Genomic DNA, 17,719 nt, shown 5'->3' on the forward strand with positions numbered 1-17,719 from the left:
GGGAGGAGGGCGTACAAAGGACGGTAACAACGTTACCGAGAAGAAACGGCGTTACCGAGCATGGCGACCGCGTACCAGCAGGCACAGCGAGAAGGGCAGGACGTCGTCCGGACGGCGATCCTCGACACCGCCACGCACCTGCTCGTCACCGAAGGGCCGGGCGCGCTCACCGTCCGGCGCATCGCGGGCGAGGCCGGCTGCTCCACGAAGGTCATCTACACGCTGTTCGGCGGCAAGGACGGGCTGGTCGAGGCCCTGTGGCTGGAGGGGTTCGCCCGGTTCGAGCGCCGGCTGCGCGCCGCGCCGAAGAGCGCGCGAGGGGAGCGGCGGCTGCACGCCGCGCCCGAGGACGAGCACGACAAGAGGGGCGAGCACGGCAAAGGGGACGAGCACGGCAAGAGGATCGCCGTCGACGGCCCCCTCTCCGAACCGCCGGCCGATCCCTTGGCCGAGCTGCGGGCCGGGCTTGACGCCTACCGCGACTACGCGCTCGCCGAGCCCGACTACTACCGGGTCATGTTCCAGGGCGCGGTGCCCGGGTTCAGCCCGGGGCCCGAGGCGGTGGCGGCCGCGCGGCGCTCGTTCGAGCTGCTCGTCCACGCCGTACGGGCGTGCCTGGAGCACGGGCTGCTGCGCGGCGGCACCGCCAGGGAGATCGCCGACCTGCTCTGGATGGCCGTCCACGGAGCCGTCAGCCTGGAGATCACCGGTTTCTTCGCGGCGCCCGAGGCCGCCCGGCGCTACCGCGCCCTGTACGCCGCCGTGCTCGCCCCCTTCCTGCTGCCGCCCGACCTGCCCGACGACGAGCCGGGCGGCGAGTTTCGCGAACTGCCGTACGAGGAGTCCGTAGAGAGGACCGCGTCATGACCACCACCCCGTTCAGGGACGGCTTCGCACCCGTGACCGAGGAGATCACCGCCTTCGACCTGGAGGTGACCGGCCGCATCCCGGCCGTGTTCAACGGCCGTTTCCTGCGCAACGGCCCCAACCCGCTCAGCCTCGACGACCCGCACGCCTCCCACCTGTTCCTCGGCGAGGGCATGGTGCACGGGGTGCGGCTGCGCGACGGCCGCGCCGAGTGGTACCGCAACCGCTGGGTACGCAGCGCCGACGTCGCCCGCAGGCTCGGCGAGCCGGTCCGGCCCGGACCCGTGCACGCGGGCATGGACTTCGCGCCCAACACGCACGTCATCGGGCTGGCCGGGCGCACGTTCGCGACCGTGGAGGCGGGCGCGCTGCCGTACGAGCTGAGCTACGAGCTGGAGACGATCGGCAGCTGCGACTTCGGCGGCGGCCTGCCGGGCGGGTTCGCCGCCCACACCCACGCCGACCCGGTCACCGGCGAGCTGCACGCGGTGGCGTACTTCTTCGGCTGGGACCACCACCAGCACCTCGTCCTCGGCCCCGACGGCACGGTGCGGCAGGTGCGCGACATCCCGATCGCCGACGCGCCGATGCTGCACGACTTCGCCCTCACCGAGCGCTACGTCGTCCTCTACGACCTGCCGGTCACGTTCAGCATGGAGCACGCCCAGAAGGGCACGCCGCTGCCGTACGCCTGGAACGAGGCCCACGGCGCCCGCATCGGGCTGCTGCCCCGCGCGGGCGGCGAGACGCGCTGGTTCGACGTGGAGCCGTGCTGGGTCTTCCACACGGTCAACGCCTACGACGACGGCGACGAGGTGGTGGTGGACGTGATCCGCTACCCCAAGAGGTTCGTGGACGCCAGGCTCGACGCCGGCGGCGCGCCCACCCTCGACCGCTGGCGCGTGGACCCGGCCTCCGGCAAGGTCTCCCAGACCCGGCTGGACGACCGCTCGCAGGAGTTCCCGCGCATCGACGAGCGGCGCACCGGCCTGCCCCACCGCTACGGCTACACCGCCGCCGCCCGCGAGCTGAACGACATCGTCAGCCCGCACGACACGGGGCTGGAGGACCTGCCGGACGAGGCGTTCGACAACACCCTCATCAAGCACGACCTGGTCCGCGGCACGCAGGAGGCCCGGCAGTTCGGGCGGGGGGCGTACGTCGGCGAGCCGGTCTTCGTCCCCGAGGGCGAGGCCGAGGACGACGGCTACGTGATGACGCTCGTCAACGACCCGGACAGGGGAGCGGCCGACCTCGTGATCGTCTCGGCCCGCGACTTCACCGGCGAGCCGGTCGCCACCGTGCACCTTCCCGCCCGCGTCCCGCTCGGCTTCCACGGGAGCTGGATCGCCGACTGAGCCGGACGCGGTAGCCTCTTCAGGTCGAGACACACGTCAAGAGGGAGAGGCCGTGACCGGTCTGGTCGTCGCCATGGACGGACCTTCGGGGTCGGGCAAGTCGAGCGTGTCGCGCGGGGTCGCCCGCGCGCTGGGCCTGCGCTACCTCGACACCGGAGCCATGTACCGCGCGATGACCTGGTGGATGCTCCAGCAGGGCGTCGACCTCGCCGATCCGGCCGCGATCGCGGCCCGCAGCGGCGAGCCGGGCATCGTCTGCGCCACCGACCCCGACGCGCCCGCCATCCACGTCGACGGCGTCGACGTCGGCGGGCCGATCAGGGAGGCCGAGGTGACCGGCGCGGTCTCCGTCGTGGCCGCCGTCCCCGAGGTGCGGGCGCGGCTGGTCGCACTCCAGCGGGAGGCCATCGGCGCCGGCGGCATCGTCGTCGAGGGCCGCGACATCGGCTCCGTCGTCTGCCCCGACGCCCCCGTCAAGATCTACCTGACGGCGAGCGCGGAGGCGCGTGCCCGCAGGCGCTCCGCCGAGCTGGCGGGCACCACCGTCGAGGCGCAGCAGGAGGCCATGGCCAGGCGTGACACCCTGGACTCGACGAGGAAGACCGACCCACTCTCGATGGCGGATGGCGCCGTCGAGCTCGACACCACCGCGCTCAGCCTCGACGAGGTGATCGCGGAGGTGTTGAGGCTGGTCAAGGAGCGCGCCTGATGACCATGTCAGGCGCGGTACTCACACAAAGGACGAAATATCGTGTCAACGGGGGACTGGGTCGAGGCAGAGCTCGACGACCTTGAGATCACCGAGCACGGCGACAGCGCTCCGCTGCCCGTCGTCGCCATCGTAGGACGCCCGAACGTCGGCAAGTCCACGCTGGTAAACCGCATCATCGGCCGCCGCGAGGCGGTCGTCGAGGACGTGCCGGGCGTGACCCGTGACCGCGTCACCTACGAGGCCAACTGGCGTGGCCGCCGCTTCACCGTCGTCGACACCGGCGGCTGGGACCCCGACGCCACCGGCATGAACCTGCGCATCGCCGAGCAGGCGCAGGTCGCCGTCGAGCTGGCCGACGTGATCGTGTTCGTGGTGGACGCCACCGTGGGCGCGACCGACGCCGACGAGATCGTGGGCGCCGTGCTGCGCCAGTCCGGCAAGCCGGTCGTGCTGGCCGCCAACAAGGTCGACAACCAGCAGCTCGAACTCGAGGCCGCCGCGCTGTGGGCGCTCGGCCTCGGCGAGCCCTACCCCGTCTCGGCCCTGCACGGCCGCTCCAGCGGCGACCTGCTCGACGTGGTGCTCGACGCGCTGCCCGACACGCCGCGCGTCACGTTCGAGACCCAGCGCGGCCCGGCCAGGATCGCGCTGCTCGGCAAGCCCAACGTGGGCAAGTCCTCGCTGCTCAACAAGCTCGCCGGCGAGGAGCGGGTGCTGGTCGACCCGATGGCGGGCACCACCCGCGACCCGGTGGACGAGCTGGTCGAGCTGGGCGGGCGCACCTGGCGCTTCATCGACACCGCCGGCATCCGCAGGCGCGACCGCGAGCTGCAGGGCGCCGACTTCTACGCCGCCATGCGCACGCGCGCGGCCCTGGAGCGCTCGGAGGTGGCGATCGTGCTGATCGACGCCAGCGAGCCGCTCACCGAGCAGGACCTGCGCATCATCGGTCTGGTCATCGAGTCGGGCCGGGCCATGGTGGTCGCCTTCAACAAGTGGGACCTCGTCGACGAGGACCGCCGCTACTACCTGGAGAAGGAGATCGACCGGCAGCTCGTCCGCACTCCGTGGGCGCTGCGGGTCAACATCTCCGCCAAGACCGGGCGGCACGTCGACCGGCTGGTCCCGGCGCTGGAGAAGGCGCTCGACTCGTGGTCCACGCGGGTGCCGACGGCACGGCTCAACGCGTTCCTGACCGAGCTGGTGCAGCAGACGCCGCCGCCCGTGCGGGGCGGCAAGCAGCCGAAGATCCTCTTCGCCACGCAGGCGTCGACCGAGCCGCCGAAGTTCGTGCTGTTCACCTCCGGCTGGCTGGAGGACACCTACCGGCGCTTCATCGAGCGGCGCATCCGCGAGGAGTTCGGCTTCGCGGGCTCGCCCATCGAGGTCACCATGAAGATCAGGGAAAAGCGTCCCAAGAAGGACAAGTGACGGGCGCGGGCGCTTCCGGAGACCGGGAGCGCCCGCCCGTTTTTGCCCCGGAGGCCCACCCGGCCGTAGAGTGATCGGCAACACGTTGAGGGAGCCGAGTAGCCGCGGCCCCGCTCGGGTCCAGAGAGCCGCCGGAAGCTGTGAAGGCGGTCCCGAGCCCCGCGGCGAAGACACTCCTGAGTGCGGGGAGGAAATGCCCCGCCGGCCTGACCCCCGTCATCGGGTCCTCTTCGAGGCCGCGCCGCTCCGGCGGGGCGGCGAAAGTGCGGTGGCACCGGGAGCTCCCTTCTCCCCCGCACTCCCAAGGGATCACGCACATCCTGCAGAGGAGCTGTGATGATCTCTCGTATTCTGTCCGCTGAGCTCGCCGAGCACACCGGACGACGAGTGACGATCGCCGGCTGGGTCCATCGCCGCCGGCACCTGAAATCCGTGTCCTTCCTCGTGGTACGCGACCGCGCCGGCCTGGCCCAGGTGGTCACCGGGAGCGGCCTGCCGGGGGAGGAGAGCGTGGTCCGGGTCACCGGCACCGTGACCGCCCGGCCGCAGGCGCCCGGCGGCGTCGAGCTGACCGAGCCGGAGATCGAAGTGCTGGCAGAGCCGGGCGCGCCGCCTCCGTTCGACCTCTACCGGCCGGTGGTGCCCGCCGCGCTGCCGACCGTGCTCGACCACGCGCCGGTCGCGCTCCGCCACCCCCGGCTGCGGGCGCCGCTGGAGATCTCGGCCGCGAGCGTGGCCGGGTTCCGCGAGACGCTCGACCGGCTCGGCTTCACCGAGATCCACACCCCGAAGATCGTCGCCTCGGCCACCGAGTCCGGGGCGAACATCTTCGGCATCGACTACTTCGGGCGGCGCGCCTACCTGGCCCAGTCGCCGCAGTTCTACAAGCAGACGATGGTGGGGGTGTTCGAGCGGGTCTACGAGGTCGGGCCGGTCTTCCGCGCCGAGCCGCACGACACCGCGCGGCACCTGGCCCAGTACACCAGCCTGGACGCCGAGCTGGGCTTCGTGGCCGACCACCGGGACGTCATGGCCGTGCTCCGCGAGGCCGTGGCGGGCATGCTGGCGTCGGTGCGCGACCGCGCCGCGCCGGCCGTCGAGCTGCTCGGCCTGACGCTGCCCGACGTGCCCGCCGAGATCCCGGCCGTGCACTTCACGGAGGCGCAGCGGCTCACCTCCTCCGGCGAGCCGGACCTGGACCCGGCGCAGGAGCGGTGGCTGTCGGAGTGGGCGCTGCGGGAGCACGGGTCGGAGTTCCTGTTCGTCACCGGCTACCCCATGACAAAGCGGCCGTTCTACACCCACCCCGACCCCGCCAGGCCCGCCTACTCCAACGGCTTCGACCTGCTGTTCCGGGGGCTGGAGCTGGTGACGGGCGGGCAGCGGCTGCACCGGTACGAGGACTACACGGCGGCGCTGGCCGCCCGCGGGGAGCCGGTGGAGCCGTACGAGGGGTATCTGCAGGCGTTCAGGTACGGCATGCCGCCGCACGGCGGGTTCGCGCTGGGCCTGGAACGCTGGACGGCCCGCCTGACGGGCGCGGCCAACATCCGCGAGACCACCGCGTTCCCCCGCGACCTCCACCGCCTGTCTCCCTGACCGGCGGCGCCCCGGCCCCGGTCAGCGGGTCTCCGCTGCCGGGGCCGGCGCGGGGACCCGCCCGGGGAGGCGGCGCGGCATGAGGAAGGCGGCCGCCGCGCCCGTCAGGCAGACGAACGCCGTCACGAGGAACATCTCGGTGTACTCCACGTGCAGCGCCGCCTGCACCTGGCCGGTGTACTCGGCGAGCTGCCGCTGGTAGGTCGCGGCGTCCACGCCGAACGGGAGCGGGGTGTCCAGGTCGGCCGTGAGCGACTGGAACCGGTGGAACCCCCACGCCGACACCGCCGCGATGCCGACCAGCATGCCCATCATCCTGGCCACCACGACCGCCGCCGAGGCCACCCCGTGCTGGTCGGCCCGGCTGGCGCGCAGCACCGCCGACGACACCGGGGCGATCACCACGCCGAGGCCCAGCCCGGCCACCACCAGGGCGGCGTCCACGGCCAGGCCCGCCTCGGCCAGCCGCAGCGGCCAGCGGCTCATCAGCCCGTAGCCGGCCGCGGCGACCACCATGCCGGCCACCGCGACCACGCGCTCGCCCAGCCGGCGGGAGAGCACCCCGCCGAGCAGCGCGCCGACGGTCAGCGCGATCAGGAACCGGGCCAGGACGAACGCCGCGCCCAGCTCGTCCCGGTCGAGCAGCGTCTGCGCGGTGAACGGCACGAACACCATCGTGACCAGCAGCGCCGCCCCCGCGAGAAAACTCACGCCCAGCGTCGCCAGCAGCGGCCCCTTGGGGACGCCGGACAGGTCGAGGATGCGGACGGGGGAGCGGATCTCCCACCAGACGAAGACCCCGGCCGCCACCGCGCCCGCCGCGATCAGCGGCGCTCCCCAGGGCGGCAGGAACGCCTCGGCCGGGTCGGGGTTGTACAGGCCGATGACGAGCAGGGCCAGGGCGAGGGCCAGCAGCGCGCCGCCCACCGCGTCCACGCGCCGGGCCGCGCCCTCCACTGGGCCTTCCACTGGGCCCTCCACTGGGCCTTCCACGGGACGGGCGGGCCGGCCGGGGACGGTGAAGTGGACCGCCACGGCCGCGAGCGCCGCCAGCGGCACGTTGACCCAGAAGATGGCGTGCCAGCCGCCCAGCTCCACGCCCGCCACCGCGAACGCCGGGATCTGCGCCAGCAGCCCGCCGTAGAGGGGGCCGAGCGCCGAGCCCAGCTCCTGCGCCGCGCCGACCGCGCCGAGCGCGACCGGCCGCTCCCGCTCCTCCCACAGGTCACCGATGAGCGCCATCGTGATCGGCAGCAGCGCCCCGCCCGCGATGCCCTGCACGGTGCGCCCGGCCACGACCATCGTCTCGCCGGCCGCCAGCGCCGTCAGCACCGACCCGAGCGCGAACACCGCCAGGCAGGCGTGGATCAGCGGCCGCCGCCCGTAACGGTCGGAGAGCTGCCCGAGCAGCGGCATCGCCGCGATGTAGCCGAGCAGGAACCCGGTGACGATCGGCGTGGCCCGCTCCAGGTGGTTGAGCGGCACGCCGACGTCCCTGGCGATCTCGATGAGGACGGTCACCACCACGTACGCGTCGAGCGCGGCCAGCAGCACCACCGCGCCCCCCGCGCCGAGCGCGACCCGGCGGGCGACGGCCATCATCCGGCGGGCGGCGTGATCGTGACCGGCGCGTCGTAGTCGCTGAACGACACCGTCACGGTGCCGCCGGGCAACGGCAGGCTCGCCTTGCTGAGCCTGCTGGTGGCCTGGTCGATCCAGACCTTGCCGTTCACATCCTGCGTGACCCCCGGCACGATGTCCTTGACCACCTGGGCGGGGAACGTCGTCGCCACCCGGTAGGCGCCGCCCTCGACGCCCTCGACCTGCGGGTTCGTCGCCGAGGACAGCATCTTCGCGATGCCCTTCGTCGGCTCCAGGATCACCGACGGGTCGTAGAACTGCGCGAGCTGCTGCCTGGTCATCTTCTGGAAGCCGCCCGTCGGGCCCTTGAAGTGCACCGTGTCGCCGACGAGGGCGAAGGTGACCTCCTGGAGGTTGCCCAGGATGGAGATCGTGAGCGTGCCGTCGGCGTCACCGCCGGCGGTGAGCCTGCCGTCCGCCTTCTGCAGCGGCACCTCCGGCTTGCCTTCGGTGGCGATGGAGAAGGCGGCCGACTTGACCGTCGTCATGGCCTCGGCGGCCTTCTTCATCAGGTCGGGGCCGGCGGGCAGCTCGGCCTCGCCGCCGCCGCCACCCGACGAGCAGGCCGACGCGAGCGCGAGAACCGCCACGATCAGAAGTCTTCTGAGCATGAGCGGATCGTAGCGACCGGTGGCGGAGGCCGCGCGCGGTCGCGGATATCGGTTGGATGTCGGCCCGCGACCAGGCGCGGGCGCGGTCAGCGCAGCTTCTTCAGCTGCTCCACGAGCGGCGCGTACGCCGCCTCGATCGCTTCGAGCTGCTCGTCGGTGAGTCGGTCCACGAAGTGCTCGCGCACGCTCGCCACATGGAACGGCGCCACCCGCTGGATGGTCTCCCAGCCCTCGTCCGTCAGCACCGCGAACGTGCCCCGCCGGTCGTCACGGCAGTCCTCCCGCTTGACCAGGCCCTTGGCCTCCATGCGGGAGATCTGGTGCGACAGGCGGCTGCGGGACTGGATGGTGGCGTCGGCCAGGTCGCTCATGCGCATCCGGCGGCCCTGGCTCTCCGACAGGTTGACCAGGATCTCGTAGTCGTTGAGCGACAGGGCGTGCTCCTGCAGCTCGCGGTCGAGCCGGTGCATGAGCAGCTTGTGCAGCGCCAGGTGCGTGCGCCAGGCACGCTGTTCGGCGGATGACAGCCAGCGAGGGGCGCTCATGATCTCAAGATTAGCGTACGTAGAGTGAACGGCATGGGGGAGAGGCCGGCGGAGAAGGGGGCGGAGAGCCTCGGCACGGTGCTCGTGGCCGGGGCCGCGAACCTGGCCATCGCGCTGGCCAAGCTGATCGCCGGGCTGTTCAGCGGCTCGGCGGCCATGCTGTCGGAGGCCGCGCACTCGGCCGCCGACACCGCCACCGAGATCCTGCTGCTGGTCGCGATCCGCCGCTCGGGCCGGCCCGCCGACCGGCGTCGTCCGTTCGGGTACGGCAAGGCCGGGTTCGTCTGGGCGATGTTTGCGGCGGTGGCCACGCTCGTCGGCGGCGCCGGCTTCTCCGTCACGCACGGCGTGCACGTGATCAGCCGCGGCGAGGAGCTCGGCAACCTCCTCCCGTCCTACATCGTGCTGGCCGTCTCCTTCGTCATCGAGTCCCTGTCGTTCGCCAAGGCGTACGGGCAGCTGCGTGCCGAGGCGGCCCGCTACCAGCTCCATCCGGTGCGGCTGGTGCGGATCACCTCCGACACGGCGCTCAAGGCCGTGGTGTTCGAGGACGCGGCCGCGCTGGCCGGGCTGGTGATCGCGGGCGGCGGGCTGCTCGGCTCCCAGCTCACCGGGTCGGCCCTGTGGGACGGCCTGGCCTCCGTCGCCATCGGCCTGCTCCTGCTGCTGGCCGCGCTCACCCTGATCAGGGCCAACCTGTCGCTGCTCATCGGGCAGGCCGCGCCGCCCTCCGTGGAGACCGGGATCCGCGCGGTGCTCCTGGCCCAGCCGGAGGTCGAGGACGTCGTCGAGCTGCTCACCATGATGATCGGCCCCGGCGACGTGCTGGTCGCCGCCAAGATCGACTTCAGGGACGAGGCCAGCGCGGCCGGCGTCGAGATCGCCTGCGACGAGGTGGACCGGCGGCTGCGCCGGGAGTTCCCCGTCGTCAGGCTGGTCTTCCTCGACCCCACCCCGACCCGCCGCCCCTCCGGCTAGCTCACGTGCGGGATCGGCACGCGGCGGGCCGGGAGGTCCGTCACGACCGCCACCCTGAGGTCCGGGCCGGCCGTCCACTCCAGCAGGTGGCGGCCGTCCAGGTCGTCGCCGCCGCTGTCGAGCTGGTCCAGCTGGTCGAGCGACAGCTCGCCCCGTTTGATCAGCGCCTCCTTACGGGTCCAGCGCCGCATCAGCTCGTCGTTGCCCGTGACCTCGGCCCGCTCGCGCGGGGTGAGCACGCGTTCGGCCAGCGCCTCGTCCAGCGGGCCCGGCGGCACCCGCTCGGCGTCCACGCCGACCTTGCCGGGACCGGCCGCGGCGCAGACGTACCCGCGGGTGTGGCTGAGGCTCACGCCCAGCTCGGGGGCCTGCTCGACGTACGGTCTGCCGTGGCCGGGGCCGTGCACGTCGCAAATCTGCAGCAGCGTCAGCGCGGCCGGGTCGGCGTCGAGCGCGGCCGCCGCGCAGAGCCGGACGAGCAGGTGGGCGGCGACGAACGTGTCACGGTCCGCCTCGAAACGGAACCGCGCGGCGCGTTCGCGCTCCACCTCGGTGAGCCAGTGTTCGGGCGCGCGCACCTCACCGGGGTGGCCGCCCATCGCCAGAGGGCCGATCGTCAGTCCTTCTTCTTGTCGTCGTTCTTGCCGTCGTCGAGTGCGTACTGGTCATCCGAGGCGGCGCCGAGCACGGTGACGTCGCGGACCTTCCAGACGCCCTTCTCCTTCACAAGAGCGATCTTAAGGTGCGAATCCTTCACCGAGCGGATCGCTTCCGAGGTGTTCACCTGCTGATCGACGACGACGATCGCGTGCGCCGTGGCCTCGTCCACGTCGGCCAGGTAGACCTCGCGGACCGTGGCCTGGGCGACGGCCTTCAGCTTGACGATGACCTGCGCCATCGCGCCGCCGAACGCGGTGTCGTAGGTGGTGAGGAAGTCGCCCGTCGCCTGGGCGCTCAGGGTGGAGCGGGTGGACTGGAGGTCGCGGTAGTCGTAGCTCAGCAAGGACGTGCTGAACGCGCTCGCCGCGCCGGACACTTCCAGGCGCAGCGCCCGCTCGGCCTCCAGCGCGGTGCGGGCCTCGTCGGCGCGGGCGGCGGCGTACCACTGGAGGCCGGCGGTGGCGGCGAGCGCCACCACCAGCATGGCGGCCACCGCGCCGGCCAGCTTGGCGCGGACGATCCGGCGCCGCTTCCCGTCGTCACCGGCGGGCGTCCCTTGGGGGGAAGAGGGAGCGGGCGTCGCCTCGGACTCGGGGGAGGGCGGGGCGGGTGGCGCCTCGGACTCGGGGGAAGGTGGGGCGGGCGTCGCCTCGGACTCGGGGGAGGGCGGGGCGGGTGGCGCCTCGGACTCGGGGGAGGGCGGGGCGGGTGGCGCCTCGGACTCGGGGGAGGGCGGGGCGGGTGGCGCCTCGGGCTCTGGTGGGGAGGGCCTCTCCTGGGGAGGGGGTGTCTCCTCCGGGGAGGAGGCGGTGTGGGGGGTGGGGGCGAGGTGTTGTTCGGGGGTCAATCGGACTCCTCACGGCGGCGGGCCGCCCGGCCCGCCGCGGTCCAGCCCACGATGCCACCACTCGCCACCACGGCGAGGAAGATCGCGGCGATCAGCGGGACGATGTTCGTCGGGGTACGGGACGACGGGGCGGCGGCCCCGCTGGGGGAGGGCGTTCCGGGGTCGAGCTCGTCCTGGTCCGACGGTTCGGGAGACGGTTCAGGAGAAGGAGGGTCGGGCGGCGACGCGGTGTCGGGGTCGGGGTCGGAGGAGGCCGGGGCGCCGGTGTGGCGGACGTCGGCGGCGACCGCCCGCTTCGGGCAGGCGCGCGCCCGGGGCACCGGCGGCGGCCCGAGCGGCCCCGCGTACTCCTCGGCCGGGGTCGGCCCGCCCGGCACGCTGAAGATGAACGTCGCCTTCCCGTACACGGTGCCGCCCTGCCGTTCGCTGATGTCGTCGGCCAGGCTGAGCGCCGTCGGCACGATGGCGAGCAGGTGGTGGGCGTTGCGTTCGGTCGCGGCCGAGAAGGCGGGCCGGTGCGGCAGCCCCAGCCCGGTCAGCAGGCAGGAGAACCCCGGCCGTGACCGCTTGACGGCCGCGTCGAGCTGCGCGAACACCCCCGGCCCCTGGTCGAGGAAGGCGTTCAGGTCGGTGCGCGAGGCCCGCAGCGCGGCCGTCACCGCGCTGAGGTCGCCGATCCCGGAGGCGAGGGCGTCCTTCCGCCCGGCCAGGGTGTGCGTGAGCCGGGTGAGCTGCACCGCCAGCTCGTCGAGCGCGTCGGCGTTGTCGGCCAGCGTCCCGGTGAGCTGGTGGGCGTCCTCGATGATGTTCCGGATCGCGGGCGCCCGCCCGTCGAGCGCGACGGCCAGCTCGTGGGTGATGGTCCTGGCGTCGCGGGGCGGTACGGCGTTCAGCAGCTTGCCGACGCCCTCGAACAGGCGCTTGTAGTCGAGCGGCACCGCCGTCTTCGTCAGCGGGATCGTGTCCCCGGCCGCGAGGACCGGCCCGCGCACGCCGGTCGCCGGCGGCGACAGCTCCACGTACGGCTCCCCGACCGCCGACTTGCGCCGCACCTCGGCCGTCACGCCCTTCGGCAGCCGTACGTCGCGGTCGAGGTCGAGCCCGACGACGATCCGGCCGGGCGCGAGCCGCACGTCGCCGATCCTGCCGACCCGCACCCCCAGGTACGCCACGTCGAACCCGCGTACCAGCCCGGGGGAGGAGACGAACTCGGCCGACACCCGGTACGGCCGCTCGATGACGTCCAGCCGGATGACGGTGCTGAACGCCCAGACCGTCATGACGATCCCGAGCAGCACGAAGAAGCCGAGGTTCAGGTGGATGCGGTGCCTCATCGCGGCGGCTCCAGCAGCAGGCGGAAGTCCCCGCGCCCGTCGGCCGCGGGCGGGTCGCCGGGGGAGGAGGGGGCGGGGGCGGGCAGCAGCAGGCCCTTCAGCCAGAGGTAGGTGAGCATCTGCCCGTTGACCACGATCGGCGGCGCGTCGATGAACTCCTGGAGCTCGTTCACCAGCCTCTTGAGGTCCTCCTTGCCGCGCTGCATCGACGACGAGACGGCTTCGAGCTCGCGCAGCAGCGTACGCAGCCGGGCCGCGTGGCGCGGGTAGACGGTGAGGTTGGCCTCCCTGGCCAGCTTCGTCAGGGCGATCACGGTCGTCTTGATGTGCCGGCGGCCGTGCGCGAGCCGGGAGGTGGCCGCGGCGAGCGTGCCGGGCAGCCGGTCCAGCTCGGCGCTGCCCTCGGCCAGGTCGTCGCCCAGCCGGGCCAGCGCGTCGATGGTGGTGGCGAGGTCGGCGCGGGCGGCCGCGTAGGCGTCGGTGACCTCGGCGGTCTGCCTGATGAGCCGGTTGACCTGGTCGCCCTGCCCGGCGAACGCGGTCGAGGCGGCGTCGAGTATGGCGTTGACGTCCTGCGCGCCGAGCGCCTCGATGAGCGGCCCGGCCCTGGCGGTGACCTGCTCGATGTCCGGCTCGACGGAGGTCTCGGCGATGGTGGCGCCGTCGGCGAGGTACGGCCCGGTGGTCAGATCCTTGCCCGGCGGCGGGGTGAGCAGCACGTAGTTCTCGCCCAGCACGGACGTCTTCGCGACGGTGGCGGTGCTGCCCTGCGGCACCCGGTGCGCGGCCTGGACCGACATGGTGACCCTGGCCCGGTAGCCCTGGAGCCGGATGCCGGTGACGGTGCCGACCCGTACGTCGGCGATCTGCACGCTGTGCCCGGTCACCAGGCTCTGCACGTCGTCGAAGACGGCGTGCAGCGTCAGCTCGCCCGTCGTGGCGCCCGGCGTCGGCAGCGCGCAGGACGCGGTCATGAGCAGCGCGAGCAGCGCGGCCGGCAGGCGTGCCCTCATCGCCGCCTCCTCGGGCAGTTGCTGAGCCCGCCGGGCAGGCACGGCACCGGGCCGAGCTTCAGCGCGTCGAACAGCGGCTGCAGCCAGGCCCTGGTGAGCGCGCTGAGCACGACCCGGATCTTCAGCACGTGGTGTTTCCTGTCCCAGGAGTCGACGAGCACGTCGGCGAAGTCGGCCGCGCCCTTGACCGCCCGCGCGACGGACTCGCTGTTGGCCCGCATCGTCAGGACCAGCTCGGCCAGCGTCCCCGCGGCCTGCGGCAGCCGGGTGGAGTACTGCTCGATGAGCACGTCGCCGCGCCGGACGAAGTCGGCCATGCCGGCGATGAAGCCGCGCAGCCGCCGCCGCTCCTCCGCGAGGATGGCACTGGCCTCGGAGAAGGAGTCGATGGCGCCCGTCACCTGGCTCTCGCGTTCGTTGAGCGTGGTGGCGATCTTGTTGAGGCCCTTGGCCAGGTCGACGAGCTGCTGGTCCTGCTTGGCGAGGGTGCCGGTCAGCTCGGCGGTGTCGGCGATCGCGTTGTTGATCGTCTTGCCGCGGCCCCGTACGCTGCGGGCCAGGTCGCCCGCCGTCTCGCCCAGCTTGTCGGAGTCGAGCGCGTCGGTCAGCTTGGTGAACGCGTCGAGCGCGTCGTCGATCTCCACCGGCAGCTCGGTGCGCTCCAGCGGGATCGTGGCACCGGCCGCGATCCGCCGGTCGCCGGGCCGCCACGGCGGGTGGAGCACGACGTTCCGCTCGCCCAGGGTGTTCTGCGGCGCGACCACGGCGCGGACGTCGGCCGGCAGCGGCACCTCCCGGTCCACCAGCAGGCTCACGCGCACCCGGTCGCCGTCGACGCGGATGCTCTCGACGTAGCCGGCGTCGAGGCCCATGACCTTGACCCGCGCCTGCTCGTACAGGGCGGGCGCGGCGCTGAAGACCGCCGTCAGCCGGTACGGCTGCGCCCCCAGCACCGAGCACCCGGACGCCAGCAGCGCCCACATCGTCAGGACCGCCGCCAGCCGCCTCACCGGTCGTCCTTCCTGTCCTTCGCCCTGTCCTTGGCCACGGCGGCCAGCACCTCGGGGTTGATGGGACCGAGGCCCGTGGCGATGGCCTCCAGCCACGGGCCCTGGCCGCCCATCGTGGCGAGGCCCGTGAACGTCGGGCCCGCCCACGCGAGGAGCGCGTTGAACTCCTTGTTGCTGCCGCTGAGCCGGGTCGTGATGGCCGCGTTGTCGTCGAGCACCTGGACGAGGGCGCGCTCGTGCTCGCTGATCAGCCGCGTGGTGCTCTGCACGAGGTCGCTGCCGTCGCCGAGCAAGGTGCGCAGCTCGTTGCGCCGTTTGCGCAGCTCGCGCAGCATGACCTCGATGGCGTCGATGAGCCGGACGAGCTGTTTGTCCTTCTTCTCCAGGACATCCATGATCTTGTTGCCGTTGTCGAGGAGCCGCTGGAGCTGCGGCTCGCTCTTGCTGATCGTGTCCGACAGGTCGCCGATGTTGCGCAGCAGCCGGGTCAGCCGGCCCTTCTTGGACAGGTCCACCTTGTTCAGCTCGCTCAGCAGGTCGTCCACGGCGTCGGTGTCGAGCCGCTTCACCAGCCGGGTGGCGTCGTTGATGGCGTCGTTGACCAGCGTCGGCACGCCCGTCCTGTCCAGGGGGATGCGCCGCTGCGCCTCGGGGAGCTGGTCCAGGTAGGGGGCCGCGACGGCGCCGGACAGCTTGACGTAGCGGCCGCCGAGCAGGTTCGACAGGGCGATGTCGGCCCGGGTGGCGCGGCCGAGCCGTACGCCGTCGTCCACCCGCCAGGTGACGACGACCTGGCCCCGGGCGTAGTCGGCGCGCACCTCGGTCACCTTGCCGACGCGTACCCCGGCCACCCGCACGTCGTTGCCGGTCCGCAGCCCGCCGGAGTCGGCGAACACGCCCGAGACGGTGTATCCGCCCTCCAGCAGCCCCAGGTTGCCGACCAGGAACGTGACGACGAGGATCGCGCCGAGCGTCACCATCGACACCAGGCCGACGGCGTGCTTGTTGCGGTCCCGGAAGGATTTGAGCGGCATCAGCGGCCCACCATCAGCTTGCGCAGGTCGTCGGCGCTCTGCACGCGCGTGTTGCGGAGCGGCGGCGGCGTCTGCATCCCGTACGGGCACGGCGCCGGCCCCAGCGCCAGGCAGGGCACGGCGGTGACGAAGTAGCGGCCCCGGTCCACCGTCGAGTACGCCCGCGCGAGCACCGGCTGCAGGGTGTTCACCGTCCGGTCGATCTGGCCCACGTGCCGCCGGACGCCGCCGGTCAGCCCCTGGAGGTTGTCCACGAACGCGCCCAGCTCCCCGGCGTTCCTGCCGAGCACCTGGTCGGCGGTGTGCACGGTGGCCGACAGCTCCACCAGCGAGTCGTCCACGAGCTTGCGGTTGGCGGCGAACGCCTCGGTCAGCGTGACGAGGTTGTCGACGAGCCGCTCGATCTGCACGTCCCGGCGGGCGACCACGTCGCTGACGGTCGCGTAGTCCTTGAGCAGGCCCTCGATCGTCTGCCGGCGTTCGGCGACCGTGGTGGTGATGGCGTCCACGTTGTCCAGCAGCCGCGGGAGGTTGCGCTCGTTGCCCTTGAGCGCGGCCGCGGCGGCGGTCAGGAGCTGGTTGATCTGGTCGGCGTCGAGGCTGCGGGTCAGCGGGCCGAGATCGCTGACGAGCTGCCCGACGTCCACGACGGACGAGGTGCGCGCGATCCGGCCGCCGGGCGGCAGCCGGCCGGGCGCGGTGCCGGGCAGCAGGTAGACCACGCGCTGGCCGATCGCGTTGCGCCAGCGGATCGCCGCCTCGGTGTCGGCAGGCACCCTGACCGCGTCCTGCACCTCCATCGTGACCTCGGCGCGGCCGTCCACGACCCTGATGTCCTCGACCCGGCCCACCGGCGCGCCGGCGATCTTCACCTGGTCGCCCTCGGCCAGCCCGGACACGTCGTCGAACGCGGCCACGACGCGGTAGCCGCCACCGCCGCCGACCCGGGCGATCTGCACGCCGATCACCACGATCAGCGTCACGGTCAGCCCGAGGAACAGCGCGAAGCGCAGGAACGTCCAGCGGCGGCGGGCCCGTTCGGCGGAGACGCCCATCTCAGCGCCTCCCGTCGGTCGGGCCGCAGGCGCCGACGAACAGCTCGCAGACGTCGGTCTCCACGAACGCCTCCACCTGGAGCTGGTTCCTGCCGCCAGGGCCGGGGGCCTCGACGAGCTCGTTGAGCAGGTCGAGCAGCCGGTTGAGCCCGCGTACGCCGTCGCCGGCCAGGCCGAGCTGGGCGTAGATGAGCGCGGCCACCCGCTCGGCGGAGTGCACCCCGGCCCGCAGGTCCTGGCGGTGCGCGCACAGGCCGTGCGCGCCCTGCTCGGCGATCGAGGTCGTCTCCTCCAGCAGGGCGCGTACCTTGTCGGCGCGTCTCAGCAGGTCGGGGGTGATGACGTTGACGTCGGAGGAGATCGAGACCAGCTCGTCGCCCTTGTCCGACAGGGCCGTGCCGAGCGCGGCGGTGTCGCGCAGGAACCGCCGGGCGAGGTCGCGCCGGCGGTGGGCCACGCCGACGAGGGTGCCGGCGTCGCCGATCAGCTCGCGCAGGTTGCCGCCCTCGCCGTCCAGGCCGCGGGCCAGGGTGTGGACGATGACGGTGACCTCGCGCGGGTCGATCGCGTCGAGGCCGCGGTAGGCGGCGCCGAGCGTGTCGGACAGGTCGAGCGGTCCCGTGGTGTTCGTGATGACCGCGCCGGAGGCGAGGAAGGGGCCGGTGGCCTCGTCAGGGCCGGGGACGAGGGCGACGTACTTGGGGCCGAACACCGAGCTGGGCTCGACGGAGGCGGACGCGGAGGCCGGCACCCGCACCTCCGGCCGCACGTGCATGGTGACCACGGCGCGGCCCTTGGCGTCGAGGGAGACGCCGGTCACGTCGCCCACCGTGATGCCGCGGATCTTGACCGGCGAGTTGGTGTCCAGGCCCTGCCCGGCGCGGGCGAACACCGCGTCGATCCGCGTCCCGGCCGCCTCGGTGGCCGTGCGCACCACGACGACCCCCGTCGCGGCCAGCACGGCGAGCACGGCGAAGGCGATGCCCACCCGGGCGGCGAGGGGAAGTTCGAATCGGGCCACCGG

Annotated in this window: 17 protein-coding genes; 6 read left to right on the top strand and 11 right to left on the bottom strand. The window is 73.0% G+C overall.

All coding sequences use genetic code 11. The features are described from left to right. The first annotated feature begins 60 nt into the window (after positions 1-60). The 5 genes from ABD292_RS04235 to aspS all read left to right on the top strand — a co-directional run bounded on the left by ABD292_RS04235 (position 61) and on the right by aspS (position 5,967). Positions 61-867, top strand: a complete 807-nt coding sequence (locus ABD292_RS04235; protein ID WP_344205358.1) for a TetR/AcrR family transcriptional regulator — start codon at positions 61-63, stop codon at positions 865-867. Further along, complete coding sequence (locus tag ABD292_RS04240) at positions 864-2,225, top strand: carotenoid oxygenase family protein (RefSeq protein ID WP_344205361.1); 1,362 nt, start codon at positions 864-866, stop codon at positions 2,223-2,225. The genes ABD292_RS04235 and ABD292_RS04240 overlap by 4 nt, the downstream gene beginning before the upstream one ends. Positions 2,226-2,277: 52 nt before the next feature. Continuing rightward, the gene (gene cmk, locus ABD292_RS04245; protein WP_344205362.1) at positions 2,278-2,934 is read left to right on the top strand and encodes a (d)CMP kinase; all 657 of its coding nucleotides are present in this window, start codon (positions 2,278-2,280) and stop codon (positions 2,932-2,934) included. Between the two features lie 42 nt (positions 2,935-2,976). Then, a complete protein-coding gene (gene der, locus ABD292_RS04250) occupies positions 2,977-4,368 on the top strand; it encodes a ribosome biogenesis GTPase Der (protein WP_344205363.1) in 1,392 nt (463 codons plus the stop codon). 336 nt (positions 4,369-4,704) lie between these two features. Then, on the top strand, positions 4,705-5,967 hold the full coding sequence (gene aspS / locus ABD292_RS04255) for an aspartate--tRNA(Asn) ligase (RefSeq protein ID WP_344205364.1): 1,263 nt from the start codon (positions 4,705-4,707) through the stop codon (positions 5,965-5,967). Between the two features lie 21 nt (positions 5,968-5,988). Here the strand turns inward: aspS and ABD292_RS04260 are convergent, their stop codons facing one another. From ABD292_RS04260 to ABD292_RS04270, 3 genes are all read right to left on the bottom strand, one after another. Then, positions 5,989-7,569 (bottom strand): MFS transporter, encoded by a 1,581-nt coding sequence (locus ABD292_RS04260; RefSeq protein ID WP_344205366.1) that lies wholly within the window; start codon positions 7,567-7,569, stop codon positions 5,989-5,991. Then, positions 7,566-8,219 (bottom strand): LppX_LprAFG lipoprotein, encoded by a 654-nt coding sequence (locus tag ABD292_RS04265; RefSeq protein WP_344205368.1) that lies wholly within the window; start codon positions 8,217-8,219, stop codon positions 7,566-7,568. Before ABD292_RS04265 ends, ABD292_RS04260 begins: the two co-directional genes overlap by 4 nt. A gap of 86 nt (positions 8,220-8,305) precedes the next feature. After that, on the bottom strand, positions 8,306-8,764 hold the full coding sequence (locus ABD292_RS04270; protein WP_344205370.1) for a MarR family winged helix-turn-helix transcriptional regulator: 459 nt from the start codon (positions 8,762-8,764) through the stop codon (positions 8,306-8,308). A 33-nt stretch (positions 8,765-8,797) separates the two neighbouring features. Between ABD292_RS04270 and ABD292_RS04275 the strand changes: the two genes are divergently transcribed. After that, positions 8,798-9,742 carry a cation diffusion facilitator family transporter gene (locus tag ABD292_RS04275; RefSeq protein WP_344205371.1) on the top strand — a complete coding sequence of 315 codons (945 nt, stop codon included), beginning with the start codon at positions 8,798-8,800 and terminating at the stop codon, positions 9,740-9,742. On the opposite strand, the gene ABD292_RS04280 is transcribed toward ABD292_RS04275, so the two are convergent. The 8 genes from ABD292_RS04280 to ABD292_RS04315 are packed head-to-tail and all read right to left on the bottom strand — an operon-like array spanning position 9,739 to position 17,716. Then, the gene (locus tag ABD292_RS04280) at positions 9,739-10,320 is read right to left on the bottom strand and encodes a 4'-phosphopantetheinyl transferase family protein (protein WP_344205373.1); all 582 of its coding nucleotides are present in this window, start codon (positions 10,318-10,320) and stop codon (positions 9,739-9,741) included. The genes ABD292_RS04275 and ABD292_RS04280 overlap by 4 nt on opposite strands. A 38-nt stretch (positions 10,321-10,358) precedes the next feature. After that, positions 10,359-11,249, bottom strand: coding sequence for a hypothetical protein (locus ABD292_RS04285; RefSeq protein WP_344205375.1), 891 nt, complete (start codon positions 11,247-11,249; stop codon positions 10,359-10,361). Next, a complete protein-coding gene (locus ABD292_RS04290) occupies positions 11,246-12,583 on the bottom strand; it encodes an MlaD family protein (protein ID WP_344205377.1) in 1,338 nt (445 codons plus the stop codon). Before ABD292_RS04290 ends, ABD292_RS04285 begins: the two co-directional genes overlap by 4 nt. After that, complete coding sequence (locus ABD292_RS04295; protein ID WP_344205379.1) at positions 12,580-13,596, bottom strand: MCE family protein; 1,017 nt, start codon at positions 13,594-13,596, stop codon at positions 12,580-12,582. The genes ABD292_RS04290 and ABD292_RS04295 overlap by 4 nt, the downstream gene beginning before the upstream one ends. Next, positions 13,593-14,606, bottom strand: coding sequence for an MCE family protein (locus ABD292_RS04300; protein WP_344205381.1), 1,014 nt, complete (start codon positions 14,604-14,606; stop codon positions 13,593-13,595). Before ABD292_RS04300 ends, ABD292_RS04295 begins: the two co-directional genes overlap by 4 nt. Continuing rightward, entirely contained in the window at positions 14,603-15,640 is a 1,038-nt protein-coding gene (locus ABD292_RS04305; protein ID WP_344205382.1) for an MlaD family protein, read from the bottom strand. The genes ABD292_RS04300 and ABD292_RS04305 overlap by 4 nt, the downstream gene beginning before the upstream one ends. Further along, positions 15,640-16,695, bottom strand: coding sequence for an MCE family protein (locus tag ABD292_RS04310; protein WP_344205383.1), 1,056 nt, complete (start codon positions 16,693-16,695; stop codon positions 15,640-15,642). The genes ABD292_RS04305 and ABD292_RS04310 overlap by 1 nt, the downstream gene beginning before the upstream one ends. 1 nt (position 16,696) lies before the next feature. Then, complete coding sequence (locus tag ABD292_RS04315) at positions 16,697-17,716, bottom strand: MCE family protein (RefSeq protein WP_344205384.1); 1,020 nt, start codon at positions 17,714-17,716, stop codon at positions 16,697-16,699. Between the last annotated feature and the right edge of the window lie 3 nt (positions 17,717-17,719).

The sequence above is a fragment of the Nonomuraea bangladeshensis genome, from assembly GCF_039529455.1.
Lineage (GTDB): Bacteria > Actinomycetota > Actinomycetes > Streptosporangiales > Streptosporangiaceae > Nonomuraea > Nonomuraea bangladeshensis.